16 protein-coding genes and 2 pseudogenes are annotated in these 16,704 nt (G+C 42.3%); 9 read left to right on the top strand and 9 right to left on the bottom strand.

Annotated elements, in window-relative coordinates; genetic code table 11:
- Positions 1-91: 91 nt before the first annotated feature.
- Complete coding sequence (locus Q5H80_RS14720; RefSeq protein WP_304570181.1) at positions 92-883, bottom strand: helix-turn-helix domain-containing protein; 792 nt, start codon at positions 881-883, stop codon at positions 92-94.
- 98 nt (positions 884-981) lie between these two features.
- Between Q5H80_RS14720 and Q5H80_RS14725 the strand changes: the two genes are divergently transcribed.
- Positions 982-2,115, top strand: a complete 1,134-nt coding sequence (locus Q5H80_RS14725) for a multidrug effflux MFS transporter (protein WP_304570745.1) — start codon at positions 982-984, stop codon at positions 2,113-2,115.
- 230 nt (positions 2,116-2,345) lie between these two features.
- On the opposite strand, the gene Q5H80_RS14730 is transcribed toward Q5H80_RS14725, so the two are convergent.
- The 4 genes from Q5H80_RS14730 to Q5H80_RS14745 form a co-directional block, all read right to left on the bottom strand.
- Positions 2,346-3,854 (bottom strand): SgrR family transcriptional regulator, encoded by a 1,509-nt coding sequence (locus Q5H80_RS14730; RefSeq protein ID WP_304570182.1) that lies wholly within the window; start codon positions 3,852-3,854, stop codon positions 2,346-2,348.
- A 10-nt stretch (positions 3,855-3,864) separates the two neighbouring features.
- Complete coding sequence (locus Q5H80_RS14735; RefSeq protein ID WP_304570183.1) at positions 3,865-4,875, bottom strand: Gfo/Idh/MocA family protein; 1,011 nt, start codon at positions 4,873-4,875, stop codon at positions 3,865-3,867.
- Between the two features lie 113 nt (positions 4,876-4,988).
- Complete coding sequence (locus tag Q5H80_RS14740; RefSeq protein WP_304570184.1) at positions 4,989-5,888, bottom strand: homocysteine S-methyltransferase family protein; 900 nt, start codon at positions 5,886-5,888, stop codon at positions 4,989-4,991.
- Positions 5,889-5,996: 108 nt separating this feature from the next.
- A complete protein-coding gene (locus tag Q5H80_RS14745) occupies positions 5,997-6,953 on the bottom strand; it encodes an integron integrase (RefSeq protein WP_304570185.1) in 957 nt (318 codons plus the stop codon).
- Positions 6,954-7,290: 337 nt separating this feature from the next.
- Here Q5H80_RS14745 and Q5H80_RS14750 point away from each other — a divergent pair, with 337 nt between their 5' ends.
- From Q5H80_RS14750 to Q5H80_RS14765, 4 genes are all read left to right on the top strand, one after another.
- Positions 7,291-7,626 (top strand): Rid family hydrolase, encoded by a 336-nt coding sequence (locus Q5H80_RS14750; RefSeq protein ID WP_304570186.1) that lies wholly within the window; start codon positions 7,291-7,293, stop codon positions 7,624-7,626.
- A 165-nt stretch (positions 7,627-7,791) separates the two neighbouring features.
- Positions 7,792-8,139 carry an Imm8 family immunity protein gene (locus tag Q5H80_RS14755; protein WP_304570187.1) on the top strand — a complete coding sequence of 116 codons (348 nt, stop codon included), beginning with the start codon at positions 7,792-7,794 and terminating at the stop codon, positions 8,137-8,139.
- 122 nt (positions 8,140-8,261) lie between these two features.
- Complete coding sequence (locus tag Q5H80_RS14760; protein ID WP_304570188.1) at positions 8,262-8,987, top strand: DUF2971 domain-containing protein; 726 nt, start codon at positions 8,262-8,264, stop codon at positions 8,985-8,987.
- Positions 8,988-9,121: 134 nt separating this feature from the next.
- Positions 9,122-9,850: a Cthe_2314 family HEPN domain-containing protein gene (locus Q5H80_RS14765; protein WP_304570189.1), complete on the top strand. Its 729-nt coding sequence runs from the start codon at positions 9,122-9,124 to the stop codon at positions 9,848-9,850.
- Between the two features lie 380 nt (positions 9,851-10,230).
- Here the strand turns inward: Q5H80_RS14765 and Q5H80_RS14770 are convergent, their stop codons facing one another.
- On the bottom strand, positions 10,231-11,256 hold the full coding sequence (locus tag Q5H80_RS14770; protein ID WP_304570190.1) for an IS110 family transposase: 1,026 nt from the start codon (positions 11,254-11,256) through the stop codon (positions 10,231-10,233).
- A 153-nt stretch (positions 11,257-11,409) separates the two neighbouring features.
- Between Q5H80_RS14770 and Q5H80_RS14775 the strand changes: the two genes are divergently transcribed.
- Positions 11,410-12,498 carry an SEFIR domain-containing protein gene (locus Q5H80_RS14775; protein WP_304570191.1) on the top strand — a complete coding sequence of 363 codons (1,089 nt, stop codon included), beginning with the start codon at positions 11,410-11,412 and terminating at the stop codon, positions 12,496-12,498.
- Positions 12,499-12,667: 169 nt separating this feature from the next.
- Here Q5H80_RS14775 and Q5H80_RS14780 read toward each other — a convergent pair.
- Together Q5H80_RS14780 and Q5H80_RS14785 are read right to left on the bottom strand one after the other, a co-directional pair.
- Positions 12,668-13,170, bottom strand: a pseudogene (locus Q5H80_RS14780) (transposase zinc-binding domain-containing protein); the annotation flags it as partial.
- Positions 13,171-13,181: 11 nt separating this feature from the next.
- Positions 13,182-13,343: pseudogene (locus Q5H80_RS14785) on the bottom strand (integrase); the annotation flags it as partial.
- 224 nt (positions 13,344-13,567) lie between these two features.
- Between Q5H80_RS14785 and Q5H80_RS14790 the strand changes: the two are divergent.
- The 3 genes from Q5H80_RS14790 to Q5H80_RS14800 all read left to right on the top strand — a co-directional run bounded on the left by Q5H80_RS14790 (position 13,568) and on the right by Q5H80_RS14800 (position 15,601).
- Positions 13,568-14,224 carry a hypothetical protein gene (locus tag Q5H80_RS14790; RefSeq protein WP_304570192.1) on the top strand — a complete coding sequence of 219 codons (657 nt, stop codon included), beginning with the start codon at positions 13,568-13,570 and terminating at the stop codon, positions 14,222-14,224.
- Between the two features lie 118 nt (positions 14,225-14,342).
- Positions 14,343-14,777, top strand: a complete 435-nt coding sequence (locus tag Q5H80_RS14795) for a GNAT family N-acetyltransferase (RefSeq protein WP_304570746.1) — start codon at positions 14,343-14,345, stop codon at positions 14,775-14,777.
- Between the two features lie 122 nt (positions 14,778-14,899).
- Positions 14,900-15,601: a lipoate--protein ligase gene (locus Q5H80_RS14800; protein ID WP_304570193.1), complete on the top strand. Its 702-nt coding sequence runs from the start codon at positions 14,900-14,902 to the stop codon at positions 15,599-15,601.
- Between the two features lie 190 nt (positions 15,602-15,791).
- Here the strand turns inward: Q5H80_RS14800 and Q5H80_RS14805 are convergent, their stop codons facing one another.
- The gene (locus tag Q5H80_RS14805; protein ID WP_304570194.1) at positions 15,792-16,445 is read right to left on the bottom strand and encodes a YopT-type cysteine protease domain-containing protein; all 654 of its coding nucleotides are present in this window, start codon (positions 16,443-16,445) and stop codon (positions 15,792-15,794) included.
- Positions 16,446-16,704 lie beyond the last annotated feature (259 nt).

Here is a 16,704-nt window from a genome sequence, read left to right on the forward strand (position 1 = left end):
GATTAGTTGAATACCTATTAAAAAACCAGAACGCATATTCTGGTTTTTTGTTTCTGAGATTAGAGGGAATATGTGAATTTTGGAGCGAGAGTTAAGTTCTTAACTTAGTGAAAGCCAACGGTGTTTGCCCTGTTTGTTGCTTAAAAAAGGCAATAAAGGCGCTATCTGAAGAGAATTCAAGACGATGGGCAACATCACTGACAGGTAAGTGTTGAGCGAGTCGCTCAATCGACTTAATGAGTCGCCATTGCTGACGCCAGTCTTGATAAGTCATTCCTGTTTCAGCCCTAAATAATCGCGTGATAGTTTTAGTGCTCGCCCCAACCGATTGAGCGAGTTCATTGAGTGGTGGAACCAAGAAATCTTCTCTTCCAACTTGCTCGCTAAAACGTTTTAATCGGCGATCTGTCGGCAGTGGCAATACCAAAGATTGCTGCTTCGCTTGATTGAATTCTTCCCAGAACAACGTACAAGTTGTGGTTGTTTTATTCATGGTGATATCCCAATCCCACAGCGCCATTTTGTTGATCAGTGCTTTCAATAAATCATCGACTTTGACTGTTGTGATTTCTGGCGGGCACTCGAACAGAGTGGTATCAAAATATAAAGAACGATAAGAGACCACATTGGTCATCTGCGCTCGGTGCGGCACGTGTGGCGGGATCCACACGGCTTTGGTCGGCGGTAAAATACACAGTGCATTGTCAAGCGTGAGCGTAATACAGCCGTATGGCGCGTAAAGAAGTTGCCCTTTATTATGCTGATGGATTCCAGAATCATGCTGTCCGAGATCTGCAGCAATCCCCACGACGTTTGCTTTGATGCCATTTGCATCAACGATTGAATCTACGTCAAATACGGTTGTTTCATTGATGAATGCCATCTGTCCCAATCTTGATGTTTTTGGTTTTAATGTTGTTAATGAGTCAAGGTTAGTTTCCACTAGACTGCCCGTCAAGTTGATTGATATTGGAATAAATGATGAAAACAAAACCTTCGCTATGGCAGATGATGGTGCTACTGATGTTTCCGCAAGTTGCAGAGACCATTTATAGCCCGGCTTTAGCTTCTATTTCGCAGTCTTTTGCTGTGACCAACGCTCAAGCCGCCCAAACCCTCTCGGTTTACTTTTCGGCGTTAGCGATTGGTGTGGTGGTATGGGGAATCTTGGCGGATAAGTGGGGTAGACGACCAATCATGCTGCTCGGGTTAACTATCTTTGCTTGTTCAGCAATAACGGCAATGCAAACCGAAAGCTTTACTGTTTTGATGTTGGCGAGAGCTACGAGTGCATTTGGTATCGCCGTTGGTTCTGTGGTGACACAAACCATGCTCCGTGATGTGTTTAGTGGTGATGAGCTTGCTAAGGTTTTTAGTTTTATGGGAATTGGACTATCGATCAGCCCTGTTGTCGGGATGCTCTTAGGTGGTCAGCTCGTTCATGTGGGCGGTCACCAAGCAGTATTCTCTGCGTTGTTTGCATTGGTCATGTTAGTGCTAATTTACAATGTAAAGATGCTTCCAGAAACTCAGCAGTCAAAACAGCCAATGCACCTTAAAGCGCTGGGTTTTAAGATGTTAAAAGATCGCCAAATTTGGACCTCTGCCATGCTGGTGGCGCTGTACAACATCGCGCTGTTTTCTTATTATCAATTAGGCGCTTTTACTTTTTCAGAACTTGGGCTCAGTGCAGAGATGTTTGGGTATAGCGGCGTTGTTTTGGGAGCAGGTACATTCCTAGGTAGCTACCTGAACAAGATACTATTAGACAAAGGTTTTTCTCAAAATACATTACTCAGCGTTGCCTGCGGTTTGTTGATGTTTGGCTCTTTGGGCGTGTTAGCGATGCAGCATCATATTGGGTTCTTGTTGCCAATGATGTTGGTGGTGATGGCGTTTGGTATCGCAATTCCTAACGTTTTAAGTCGTGCTTTGGTTAAGTACCGTTCACAAGCAGGCAGCGCTGGCGCGGTGTTAGGTTTGCTTTATTATTTGATGATTGGCTCTGGACTGGCCGTTGTTGGTATGGTGCAAAACTTAGGCGTGAGTTTGGTGTGTTGCGCGCTAATTGTGGCCGCTATTACTTTCACATCCAAGGTTAGAGCTCGCTGTTAGTATTGGCTCAACGTTCGGCTAATTGATGATTTTAATACACAATCCTGCTTTTTGACCGAAGCAGGTTTTTAGGTTTTTCTCTAGAAGAAAGATCATATTGTCGCGGTAATACAACCAGTCTCTGCAGAGCGTATTGGTAGTGGCTCAGATTCAAGTCACAGCTATGCGATCGTCGGCTAAGCTCTATTATGTGAAAGTAGGTAAGGCTAGCAAACTTGTCTAGCCATAAATCACAAATGGTTGGTCCATAATTCATCGAGCTCACACCAACCAAAACCATTTACTTGTGCGCCGTGTATCTTTTCAGAAACCTCTAAGTTGAATGCCTCATGCTTGAGCTCAACCATAACCCCAGAGTCATTCAAACAATGTCGAAGCGCCAATAGTGCATTCATCGCTAACTCAAAGTTTGGCTGGTTTCTTATTGAGGCTAAGCCTTGTTCGATTTTCTTTAGCATCTCAGCTGGCAGTGCTAAGTCCTCAAACGGGAAGCGAGTGAAAAAGCTTAACCACGAAGTGAAGGTGTCGTTCTCATCAATAATGCTGCATAGCGCGACGTCTTTGGTAGTTAGGTAGTGTCCATATTCCACGTTGGTTTTGTGGTCGCCAGACTTAGACAACTGCTCGAAAAGGGTTTGGCATTCAGAGGTGTCTTCAACGGTGAACTCACGATCTGTTTTGATCAACGCTGGGTTTTGAATTTTGAAAAACGTTGAGCCGAAATCCGGTTGAGAAGAATGGTCATCGCCCCGCACGGTGGTCGTCTTTTCGGGCAGTTTCACGCACACCTGATTTTGAGCGCAGGCTTTGCTCTGTGCCCATTCTGGATAGACCCACAACTCGACTCGATTGAGAATGGGCGCGCTATGTGAATACGCGCAATTACGGCTTAATCTCAACATCTTGCTTGAGAAGATGTCTAATGAGAACGCGCCAGAACCAATCAACCTATCAGTCGGTGATGAGGGATCAAATACGGAGGCTTCAACTCTGGAAAGTAAGCGCGGTAAATGCCAATCAGGTTGATTCAATTTTACGACAACCACATTACCTGCGGAGACAGAGACCTCATCAATATGCTGATAACAGCGACGCCATATTTTGCTTTGGCAGAGTGAGTTAAGGTTGCGCGCTATGTCTTGAGGTTCGAGTGTTCGACCGTTATGAAAGCGAACGCCATTGCGTATTTGAAAGTGCCACTGTGTCGCATCTTCATTTGGCTGCCAATGATAAGCCAGATCGCCGCTGAGTTTGCCGTGCTTAACTGAGGTTAAGCGTTGGCAAATTTGCATCACTAAGAAACGTTCGGTGCGCCTAAGTACACGTGGAGGGTGAAGAGCCTCGAGTTTTCGGTGAAAGGGGATGTACGCGATATTCTGCGCCGACAGATTGGTATTGCTTAGAAAGGCTTGCAACTCAGCGCCAGCATTGCGGTCGTTGAAGCTTAAGGTGCTAAACACCTGTTCTATATTACCCGCATCGGCTTGGGTTTGCGCGTATTGGTAACACGCCTCAATGGGCTCAATCAGACACGTGAGTTGTGCTTTCTTGCTACGGCCTGAGCTAGCTTGCCAATTAATCCAACCTTGTGTTGTCATCGCTTTGAGTAAGGTTTGAACGTGACGCTCACTCACGTGCAGCAGTGTGGCCAGTTGGTTGACCTGACAGTGTGATACTCCAGGCCCAAAAGCCTGAAATATCTTTTCATACAGTTCAAGCTTACGCTTAAGGTTGCCCAATTTGCTTTTCCTAACGACTAGGTCGAGTTAAATGTGGATAGCCAGAGTTAATCAGTGCTTTTTCCATCGTATCGAGAACTCGAGAGGTTATCTCTGAGTTTAGGATATCCGATTCAGTTTTTCCTTGAAGGACTAACTCTGAAAAATGGTCGATTTCAAACTCGAATCCATTCCCTGTCACTCGGTAGTTAATAGTCGACTTGTTGCCTTGATGTTCAATCTCAATAAAGGCCGGATTCCACCATTTTTCGTGAATGGTGATCTTGGTATCAGGCCCACTCAAGTGTGCTGATCGGGGAAGGTTCTGCACCGTTGATGCCGATATTTTTCCGTTCATATCACCAGAGAATGTAAAGCATGCATCGGTATCAACATTCGCCCCCTCATAAAGACACGACATCTTTACCTGAGGTTTTGAAGGGGTCACACCCAGTGTTCTGCACAGATCGTAAAAGAACCAAAGCCCATAGACCCCAACATCAAGCGTTGCTCCGCCTGACAAATCCGGATTGAAGATAAACAAATCGGGCTCATAGTCGTGATGGTTACCAAAGCTGGCTTCGATGGAATCTATCTGAATGTTGTTGTCGATCAAGAATGATTGGAGCTCACGATACGCGGGAAACACCACTGTTTTCATTGCTTCTAGCAACATCACACCATTTTGATTTGCGAGAGCTTTCATCTCCAGCCAATCACCAAGATTGGTGAAAGCTGGCTTCTCGACCAATACGTGCTTATTGTTCTTTAGAAATAGTTCGGCTAAAGGCTTGTGGTAAGGATGAACCGTAGCGATGTAAACCGCTTCAACACTTGGGTCATGCGCCATTTTTTCATAAGAGCCGTAAGCCTTGTGGCAACCAAACTTGTTGGCGAACGTCGCTGCGCGGGAGTGATCTCTTGCGGCAACGGCATACAGCTCACCACGCAGGCAGTGCTCTGTGACAGCTGTTGCGAATCGATTGGCGATATTGCCTAGCCCTGCGATACCCCATTTAATTTTACGTTGCGTGTCGCTCATCAGTTGCTCCAAATCGTTGTTTTGTATCAGTGTACTTAGAGACGCGACATACAAATAGAGAACAGATTTCTCAACCTGTTCTCTATTTATTTTATTCTAGTTGAAGATCTGGATCAGCTCTGTGTGGAGCGTTTCCAATCGGCTAGGGCTTGAATGTGTTTTGGTCCAATACCGCAACAACCACCGATAATATTCGCTCCCAGCGTGTGCCAGCGTTTTGCGTAAACTAAATAACCTTGGCCATCCAGTTCACGTATCTCTTGAAGCATGTCATTAGCTTCATGTTCGCTGCTGATAGGTGCAAAGTTGTTGGCGTAGACACCAATTTCTAAATCACTACCTAGTTCACCAATCACTTTCTTAGTATCGATAATGGCTTGATCCATCACTTCAGGCACTGAGCAGTTAAACATTATGCCTGTCGCGTTTGATTGGCAGGCAAGTTTGATGGCGTCTGTTACGCTTTCGCCAGAACGAATATTGGCAGAGTCGCCTTTGGTGTCTTCCAAACTGAATGCGTAGTAACAAGGTTTATCTGACAGCTTAAGAACCGCATGAATGGATTCGAATTCTTGCAGGCTACAGATGGTTTCTGCTATCCAAAGGTCGATGTTCGGGTCTTGGGCATCGTAAAGCGTTTGAATGATTGGCGCTGCCTCTTCAACCTTAAACAAGTCTGGTCGGTAGCTGCCAAATGGTGGTGGAATCGCGCCCGCCACTTTCACGGTGTGAGAAGCATTGTCAGCAACTGCTTTAGCTAGCTCACCAGATAGCGCTGCGAGCTCAAAACCTCGTTGCTCGAACAGCTCTTCACCCAAATGAAAAGGCACACACGCGTAGCTATTGGTGATCAGGATTTCAGCACCTGCATCGACAAAGTTTTGATGAGCTTGGCTAACAAAGTCGGGTGCTTCAATCAGCGCTTGAGCACTCCAAAGCGGTTGAGAAAATGGCGCGCCGATTTCTTTGAGTTCTCGGCCCATGCCACCATCAAGTATGGTTAGTGTTTTCATATTCAATACTATCTAAACAATTGCTGAAGTTCTGCCGCCACCATATCAGACAATTTTCTCAGACAGAAGCCATCAAGACAAGGTTCAGCTATCGATGAGGGAGTTTCGTTATAGGCCGTCTAGCGGGCTGATCGTGCCACTAAAGTGTTGCCCAATAACGTGAGTGTATATTTGAGTTGTCTTAACATCACTGTGCCCCAGTAGCTCTTGAACGGTTCTGATATCGGATCCTGACTTTAGAAGTTGCGTAGCAAAACTGTGCCTGAAAGTATGACAACTAACTCGCTTGTGGCGCAATTTATTAAAGCTAGTCGCTTTCTTCAGCGTTTTTCGGAGTACCGAATCATGCAGGTGGTGTCGGCATACGATCCCCGACTCTGGGTGTTGAGTGACGGATTTTGATGGGAATAGATACATCCAAGCAAGCTGCCGATAGGCACTAGGGTACTTTTTACCTAATCGATGAGGTAATGATGGCCCAAACCCATTTAAGTTATCTTTAGCAAGCTGCTCAGCAACTTGTGAAATTTTGTCTTGAATAGCCTCAGTGAGTGAAAAGCTTAAAATTGTTACTCGATCTTTATTTCCTTTGCCATCGTGGACAGTGATAGAACCTTGTTTTAGATCTATATCTTGCACTCGAAGTCTCAGGCATTCCGATACTCTCAAACCTGAACCATATAACAAGCGGAAAAACAGTTGATATTTAGGATCTATTGCATTGATCACTGAAATAGACTCGGCATGATTGAGTACGCTAGGTATTTTTCGAGACCGAGTCGCATAGCTGAACCCTAAATCTCCTAGTGGCTGTTTGATAAATTGATTGTATAAATAGGCTAGGGCATTGAGCGCTACCTTTTGAGTATTGATGGCTACTTTTTGTTGATTAGCTAAATGAGAAAGAAAGGAAACAACTTCAGTTGCATGCATCTGTTCAGGGTGTTTCATTTTATGAAAATGAATGTAGTATTTAATCCAATAACAGTAGGCTTTGATTGTCCTGCGACTATAGCCCCGCATCGTCATATGTTCGCAAATTTCCTGCATGAATTGACTCGCCATATATCCCCCTCCAAAAGACTGTACACACAAACAGTTTATTGCTTGTTGAATAATTAATGACTTAAAAAAGAGTGGTTTTTAACTCTGAATGAGCACGAATTGAATAGTAAATTGATATTAAGTTGTTGATTTACATTGGCATTTGCGGATGGTTAAGAATGATAACGAGCGTTACATCGGCGGCAATATGTGCTTGCACGTTTTCACACTGAATGTTGAGACCCGATTTTATATTAAATGCATAGCATTCAGTTGGTTATAAGCAACCTTTTTGATATATTAAGCGGATGAATTCGTGCTTGCACGATATTAAAATGTTATACATCAAGGAGTCGTTATGAGCCGTGTTCTAGTTCCGAGTACAAGTCCCTATGCTTCTAAATTAGGTTTTTCTCGAGCAGTTAAAGTTGGTAATTTTATTTCTGTTGGAGGTACCGCCCCTATTGATGACAATGGAAATACAGTTGGTGTTAATGATGCTTCAGCTCAAGCAAGACAATGTATAAAAACTATTGAGATTGCGCTTAAAGAGGCCGGTGCCACACTCAATGATGTTGTTCGAACTCGTATGCTACTTACTAATATTGATAACTGGAAAGAGGTCGCTGAGGTGAGAGTATTTCAAAGATATTCTTCCTGTCGATACAGTCATGGAGGTAAGCAAATTTATTAACCCAGAGTGGCTAATCGAAATAGAAGTTGATGCAGTAGTGCAATCTTGATGTATAACAAGCCACTCAAGCAGGACAAATAACAGTTGGTTTTGTTCGCTTCGCTCTCTATTATAACCAACTATCATTTGCCTCTTAGTGGGGCGTTATACGGTTAAGGAGTATTCATGATACCTATCATTATCAGTTTTGATTGCACAGATTATGATCCAATAGATTCATGGGTATTTCATGACCCAAGGCGTGTTGATTTTTGGGTAAACTTTGTTATTGGTCCTGATCAAAAAGGCGGAGACAGTTTTCAGTTGAATGTTTTAACAACTAAAATGGCTCAGTCTAAAAAACCGATAGCTAATACCATTATGTTAGATAGTTACAGTTGGAATGCTGTTCTTCTAAAAGTTAACGAAATTCTTAAGCAGTGCAGTGGTGAAAACTGGGATGTGGTTAGCTCCAAATTATCTAAACATATGGCTTGGGAGTTTGAGGACTATAAAGTGTATAAACCGATATGAAAACCGTATAACAAGTCAATTTAAACGGAACTAAAACAGTTGGCTAGGTTCCGCTTCGCTCCACATTATAGCCAACCATTTTAGTCCGCTTAATGTGGGCGTTAAATGTCTAGGTGGAAATAATGGCATATAGAGATACGTTGAATATTCCCGAAGATAAGTTAGACCGGGAGATTTTTAGGATTATGCCCATTGACAGGCTATTAGAGATTTTTACAGATAATAAGTTAACTCTTGTTAAGCCAAAGCTATGGGATGACCCTTTTGAGAATATGCTGCTAAACGGTTTCGCTAAAACCAGTGAAGGTGAACTCGTAGATTTTGTGCCTATGAGGGAATCTGTTTATGGACAATGCTGGACTTTGCATAGTGAAACAGACGCAATGTGGAGAATATATTCCCATGATAAGCAAGGTGCAAAAGTTAAAACGACAATTCGTAAACTGTTAGAAGCATTGCAATCGAAAAGTGGTCAATACGCTCGTATTCAATGCTTTATTGGTGAAGTGCAGTACGCTAAAACTCAAAAAGCACTTGTTGAAACTCTTCAGAATATAGACCTTTTTAATACAAGTGGTTCTGGTACACCTGAATCATTAATGCACAAAAGGAATGAGTTTAACCATGAGCGAGAGGTTCGCTTAATCTATACTGGTGGAGGTAAGTTAGACATCCATCAATTTAGTATCGACCCGCATGAACTCTTTGATGAAATTGTATTCGATCCAAGGATAAATGATCACTTGTTTGATGCTTATAAAACAGCACTTGAAGCAAAAAATTTTAAAAAGTCCATTCGAAAGTCTGTAATGTATAAGCCTCCTAAAGCGCTGATGGTCAACATTTAACAAACAATTCAAGCAGATTCGCACCGCTCGGCATTTTTAGTCTGTATCAGCTTAAGTGATTACGGCACAATGTTTAAGGTAGGTGGTAGCGTTGCTCACTACTTAATTGGGCGTTATATTTGTAGGAGAGTGCAGTGCACGAAATTGAAACTTTAGTCCTTTTGGATGAAGAAAGTCCGTTGATGAAAAACGATGGAATCAGAGTAGAAGAGGGAATCGTTGTTTCTTACTCTAATGATTTAGAGCGATATATTGTCTCTGTAGGAAAGGCGCTATCTTCTTTGTCCTCATCACTAGATAAGGCTTTACTTACCTTATCATTACTTGAATATCAGCACTTAGAGCAAATCACTTATGGCAACGATCAGGAAAAGAGTGCTTATATAGAGTTATTAATTGAAAATAGCATAATTCGTGTTCAGTCCATCTATGATCGTGTGCTAATTTTTACAAATCGCCTATTAGATTTGGGAATGAGTAATGAGTCTATTGGGCATAATGCCTTGGTCACGAATGACCATGTAAAAGCATATGGGCTAGACACAAAACTCAAAGCAGTTAATAGACTTTGTAATGAATATCGTAATATTAGAAATACTGTAATTCATCATGATCGTTTTAGTGATGAAGAACTAGACAGATTAACTATGGTTTTACAAGCTGAAAGCCTATCACAGCGAATTAAAGGGACTGGGGTTATTGACCCTGAGTTGCTCAATCAGGTTACAGAAAATTACCTAACCACTAAGCAAGAAGAACTGGTTGACTATTTATCTAAGATTCAAGGTAAAGTATCTGAATTATTAACTGAAGCCGTAAAGATTTACCCACATAAGAAAGATCAGCTGAGAAAACAAATATAACAAAGCATTTAAGAGTGATTCCCAACGCATGGCATTTTTCATTCCATCTTTGAGTGTGGTGTTTACGGTGGTATGGTTGGGTTTCGTGGTTGCGTTGCTCACACCTTAATGCGGCTACATGGATTCCCCCGGTTGTCAAACATCCGCTAAACTTATTTTGATGGGTTTTGGACTGCCGCTCTACATTCGGCCTACTTATCGACGATTCGCATACGTCGTGGCTCTGATGACTTGCGCGACTGCGGTGCCTTATTCGTTAGATGACATCTAGTGTGTCCGCCGCATTAACAGGCTCTCCGCAAGTGGTCTTAACCTATCTCCATCATTAGCGTCTGCAATGACCCGGTGGGTTTAACTCTTTATGCTGCTTAGTTTTTTACTTAAGCAGCATAGTTTTCGTATTCTGTTTGATTGTGTAAAAGCGACCATATAATTCGTGCGTTCTTCGCGGCAAGTGCCACTATTGCTCGGTTCATTCCTCTTCGTTCCAGAACGCCTCTGCACCACTGACTTAACTTATCTTGCTTGTCGCCAAGGTTGGCAATTACGGTCCTTGCGCCATGAACTAATAGTGTTCGTAAGTATTTATCGCCATGTTTGGTTATCCGACCTAAGCGTGGCTTTCCTCCCGTCGAATATTGTTTTGGTACGAGTCCTAGCCAAGCAGAGAAATCACGGCTTTTATCAAATTGAGAGCCGTTACCTATCGAAGCAAGTATCGCAGTAGCGGTTTGCGGTCCAATGCCCCGAACTTTCATCACTCGTTGAACATTAGTGCTGACCTTAGCAAAAGAGTCGAAGACTTGTTCAGTATCGGCGATACGTTGATTCAATTCTCCAAGGTGGTGATAAGCATCGGCTATCACCGTTCTTGCGAGGTGTGGCAGTTCATTTTCTACGTCTTCGAGCATTAAGGGAACCTGTTTCATCAATGAAGAGCGACCAACAGGAATGATTAATCCGAATTCAGAAAGCAGGGCACGCATGCGATTCATAAGCGCGGTGCGTTCACGAACCCAATGCTCTCTTATTCTATGTACCGATAGGATGGCTTGTTGCTCGGGGGATTTTATGGGCACAAAGCGAGTCGATGGACGCTGAACAGCTTCGCAGATAGCGACTGCATCATTAAGGTCGTTCTTCCCTTTAGTTCGATAAGGAACCACGTATTTAACAGCCATAATGCGGGTGTCGTGACCGAGTTTATTGAGTGTTCTTGCCCAATAATGTGCGCCACCACACGCTTCAACGCCTATACGCATGAGTGGCATATTTGCTATTGTAGTCAGTAGTTTAGAGCGGGTTACTGACTTATGAAGTAAGACTTTACCATTTTGGTCTACGGCATGAAGGCTAAAGTGGTTTTTAGCTAGGTCGATACCGCAGAAATAAGAATAATCAGACATGGTGCCTCCGGTGCAATTAAGTACCACATAAGTGTGGCAGACCCTCGGTAGGGGGAATCCATGTCATTCGTTATGTAATTTGTCAGCTCAGCCTGCTTTAAGGCATTGTTCTAACATGATATTCTTTCCCTTTATATTGTTGTGGTTAAGGTTATGACCAAGAAAGTTTTTATTAGCTATGCCCATGAGTCTGAAGAGCTGTCTGACTCTGTTCTTCAATTCTCGAACTATCTTCGTAGCCAAGGAATTGACTCTGAAATTGACCAATACGAAGAGTCACCACCAGAGGGATGGCCAAAATGGATGATGAGGCAAGTTCAAGAAGCTGACTTTGTCCTAGTTGTCTGCTCTCGATTATTCTATGAACGCGCTAATGATTTCTCAGGCAGCACTCAGGGCGGTGGTGTGAAATGGGAAACTAACCTAATTTTACAGCAACTTTATAATCTAAATACCAATAACACAAAGTTTATACCAATCGTTTTTGAACGAGCATCATTAGACTATATTCCATTGCCACTTCAGCCATACACGCATTATTGTGTAGCGGAAGAACAGTTCAAGTTAAAGCTCAAAGATCGAATTCTTGGTTTGTCAAAGTCAATTCGTCCAGCTCTCGGTGAGTCTTCTACTCAGACAGTCCAGCCTGAGCCATTAGAGCCGAAAGAGCGTAAATCTATGTTCATCAGTACGATCATTGATTTAGATTTATGGAATAAAGCTGGCTGGAAAGCAATGTCGACGATTGTTGATCCTGCGTTTCAATCTCCACCTGTACTTGGGTTTGTATTTGGTGATAATCAGGTTGGCAATACTATTTTTCATCGCCTCAAAAAACAGTTTGGCTACTCAGATCATAAAAATGAAATACGAGTTAGTGTTATTCATGGTATTTCAAAATCTAGACCTCAGGATTATAAAGTTCATTTTGGCTCAAACTGGGAGTCTATGTTTGAAAAGCTTGAGTCAGCGGGTTTAAGCCCTGATGAATCATTGATTATGTCATTAAGCCGCATTCATGAAATGAATCCAAAAAACGATACTAGTATGGCAATGTTCAAGAGTTCGTTTGAATATTTCAAAGAGTTTTATATTACAAATACCATAATGGATAAGAAAAATGGTCTGCAGCCTTCAAACCAAAATATGATCAAAATGACAAATATCCAATTCCGCACGAAAGATGAAGTATTGGCTGACGAGCATGACCCTGATGCAGTCGTGTTTAGTACAAAGAAATAAATTACATAACAAAGCGTTTAAGACAGATTCCCAACGCATGGCATTTTTCGTTCCATCGTTGGGTTTTGTGTTTAAGGTGGCATGGTTGGGTTCAGTGGTAGCGTTGCTCACTACTTAACGCGGCTACATGGATTCCCCCCAGGTTGTCAAACATCCGCTAAACTTATGTTGATGGGTTGTATTGGCCTGCCGCCACAATAATGTGCAGGTGTGGGTGCAAGTTTCGTTGCCTACTGTGGGTATGCAGCACAGCGGTAAAGCCCAATTTGCCTTGCGACTGCCGGTTGGTAAAGTCCTTTAATACCCCGACGCCACCTTAAACATACCGTTATATATCGCTTTAGGTTGATGCCTTGCTAAGACCTTTAGTTGATACGGTAAAGTGAAGGTCACCATGAAATAGTGAACAGGTAACTGCTTTTGCTGTTGACGTTGTAGCCAGTCAGAAGTGGTGCGTTGTTGGCATTGAGGGCAGTGTCGGTGACCAAAAGAAAGCGGTAATCGGTCGTCGTGATGACAGTGACTGCAGAACCATTGTGAGCGACCTTGTTGCTCTGTTTTGCAACGGAGCATCGCCCCAATAGCCCGATGCATATCGCCATTCATCTGCGCATAATAGTGACGCTTAAGCGCAGAGTGATGTTGGCGAAGCAGCTCAATAAAGGTACTCATGTAATGCTCCACGTTGAGTCTAATGTATCAACTAATTGATCGTAATGATCGGTGTTCCGACGAACCGCACGAGAATAGGCATCAATAGTTGCAGGGCGTTTACCTTGCAGCTTTAGGTTGGTAAGGTGTTGTTCATAAAGGGTGTTGTAGCGTTTTAAGTCATCGGGCTTCATGGGGTTACTCCTGTGAATGACCATCAAGATGATGGTGTTACAAGAGTATGGCTTGCACTCGTTTTACTCTGCCGCGCAGCGGCTTCGTTCAACAAATTGCTCAAGACGGACTGCTAACGCTTGGCAGTTTTAGTTCCAATTGGCTTTGTGTTTAAGGTGCGTTGCTTTAGCTTAGGTGTTCGTTATCAGCCATTTAGCAAGGCGTTAGCTAACAAGAGGTAACCTTGAAGTACATAGAAAGAAAATTAATTTGGGTACTGTTGGTAGTATCGACATTTTTGCTGTTTAAATCCTCAGATGAAAGTGTGGTTTCCTTAATTGAAGATACGGCACTAGCTCCAGCCTTCTATCAATTTACAAATGGGAATTCGATAATTTTTAACCTAAGTGTTGGTTACATAGTCAGTTTGATGTTTTACATCATAGTTGTGGTCATTCCTGAATATCGAGAAAAGCAAAGCTTAAAAAACGAGCTGGGACAGGCTGTTTCATTTGTATTCGAAGCATTTTTTCATGAACGGCGTGATCTAGGAATTATGTTTCATTGGAGCAAGCATATCGTTCATTGCAAGCCCATCGATGAGCATTTAAAAGTAATAGATAAGTTTAAATCAGATGCAAGTTATGAACGTTTGGATGCAGCAAAAGCAAATATGCTTGTTCAATCAGTTCATGAAGTTCTTCCAACTTTTGAACAACTCGTGCCTGTAGCTTTTCAAATTTCCCATCGCCATGCAATGCTTTGGTTGAGCATGACTAACTCGTTACGTCAGATAGCATCATTATACGAAACTCCTTTAGACGAACGAGATTGGGGCATTCTAGATCTCAACTTGGGAGAGTTTGTAGGGTATGTGTGTGAATTTTACGAAGTTAGCTAACAGATAAGGATTAAGGTGTTGCGTTACACTCGGCGGTTTTGGTTCAGAGTTCGGTGTACTTTGCTAGTTCGGTGGGGAACACCTTATTGCAGGCGTTATGCCTCAAGGAGGAAAAATGGTGCAAGGATACAGAATCAGCACAGATAAAAAACACCTCGACTTTGAGGTGATTTATGAATTTATTTCAGGAAGTTACTGGGCGTCTGGAATACCAAAGCACACCTTAGAAAAAGCCATTTCAAATTCCTTTTGCTTTGGTGTCTATGACAGTCATGATTCTCAAGTAGGCTTTGCTCGCCTGATAACAGATAAAGCGACGTTTGCTTACCTTGCTGATGTCTTCATAGTAGAAAATCACCGAGGCAAAGGTTTGAGTAAGTGGCTTGTTGAAAACATAGTGTCTCATCCGGATCTTCAAGGTTTAAGGCGTGTCGTATTAGCAACAAGAGATGCGCATGGTTTGTACGCACAATACGGTTTCCAACCTATTGAAAATCCAGAGATACTGATGCAAATCTGGCATCCAGATGTTTACTGTAAGTCAGAGGAATAACAAACGACTATAGTGCCATAACTAAATTTTGGTGCCGTTTCTATCTTATATAGATCTATCTATAATCAACCATGCCAGAACGTTAAATGGTAGGTTTCCACAACCTGTAGAGGAAAAGTGCATTGAAGTTAACGAATAAACTCGTACGTTACCCGCACATTGATGTTGATCGTGCGTTTCAAAAAGAAGCTGAATTATTACAGCAAATACAGGCGGGTGAGATTGGACAAGCCTTAATGCTTTGGCAAGCAAAAACGCCAACACTCGTTTTGCCTGCGGGTAAAAAGTGGCCAGTGACGGTAGAGTCTAGAAAGCAACTTGCGGCACAAGGCTGGCAACTCACCTCGCGAAAAACCGGTGGCGCTCCTGTTCCCCAACTGCCGGGGATCATTAACCTGTCGCACATTTACCATTGGCCTCGTGATGAAGCCTACAACATCCAAAAAGCCTATCGACATTTATGCGACGTCTTAACCCTGTTTTTTAAAGAGCTAGGTATCGGTGTGGATGTACACGCAACCCCCGGCTCTTATTGTGATGGCGACTACAACCTCAATATCAATAAACAAAAAGTAGTGGGTACTGCTCAGCGCGTATTGCTTAAACAAGGGGGCGGCCAAATCGTACTTTCGCAAGCTTGTATCTTGTTAGACGTCGACTTAGAGAACATCGTTGCGCCCGTAAATTTTTATAATCAAATTTGCGATAACCCAACCGTGGTGGATGCGCAGGTTCATACTCCGCTGTACGCTCATCTGAAAACCCTACCCAACGTAGACTCGCTCTTTCAGCAGTTAAGCCAAGCTTTCATCAAGTATGCGTAATGCTTTTTGGTTCTTAACTTGAGGGCTCTCTAACAATGAAGTATTCATAGATCGTTGAGCCATCTGGTTTGGCAGTAAGGCTCTTTAAAAAAGGCGGGCGAAATAGAGTCTGCTTGGTTTCATGGTTTTATCGCTAATAAGATCTGAATCTTTGGTTAATAACACTAAACCTTGGTGAATGTGAGCATTTTTAATTTGGACTTAATTGAACCATCTTTAGGTCTGAATATACGGTGGAAGAGTAGCCTTTTATACTTTTCCCTTGTGCGAGTCTACTTGCTTCTTTTGCAGCTTTGAAATAAGACGGTAGATGATGAGGGAGTAGTTCTTTGATTTCTCCAACATTAGGATCGTAAAAGTCGACCGTTGTACCATTTGATTTAATGGCAGTCGCATGACTTCCACTTGATACATAATAATAATGATTTTTCGTTAGAGCTTTACTGAGTGACTTATACGGGTATTGGAAGTTTTTTACCTTTCCCGTAAGTGTGCAAGTGCCTGTTAGTGCTTTTTGTAAATCCTTTTGCATCAAATGTGATTTAACGATCTCTTGGCCAAATGTTGTCTTGTCTTTTGAACCTAGTACAGTATAAATCTCCATACGATGCTTATCTAGGCTCTCAATAAAATCCATATTTTTAATATCATATTCTATCCATTTAATAGCTAAACCTGCACAAATACCATCCCCTAAAGCTTGGTAATCACCATCTTTTAGCGCCCATATAAATGAGTGTTGAGCTAAATTCCTAGTTTTACCTTGAGTTTTGTGTGATAGCTTTGCAAATTCTATTTTATATCTATTTACTGCTTCGATTAGAATTTGTTTAGATATTGGCATTTAATCTATCCTCGTTTTGAAAAAATACAAAACTAACTATTGTCTGTTAGGTTGAAATCCTAAGTTATTTTCACTTAACTTAGTTTGATTTCGAATTATTTGGTAACTGTTACTCTTTCTGGTGAGCATTATGGTTCTAATCTCTATCATATATCCCTCTCTATTAAATTACCAAAAGGGATCTTACAGATCGCAGTCGTAATGGAATTGAAACGAAAACGGCCCAATGTATTAGATGACAAAGCAAGAAAGCCCCGAC

Origin of the sequence: Vibrio sp. SNU_ST1, assembly GCF_030563405.1 — a bacterium.
Taxonomy (GTDB): Bacteria; Pseudomonadota; Gammaproteobacteria; order Enterobacterales; family Vibrionaceae; genus Vibrio.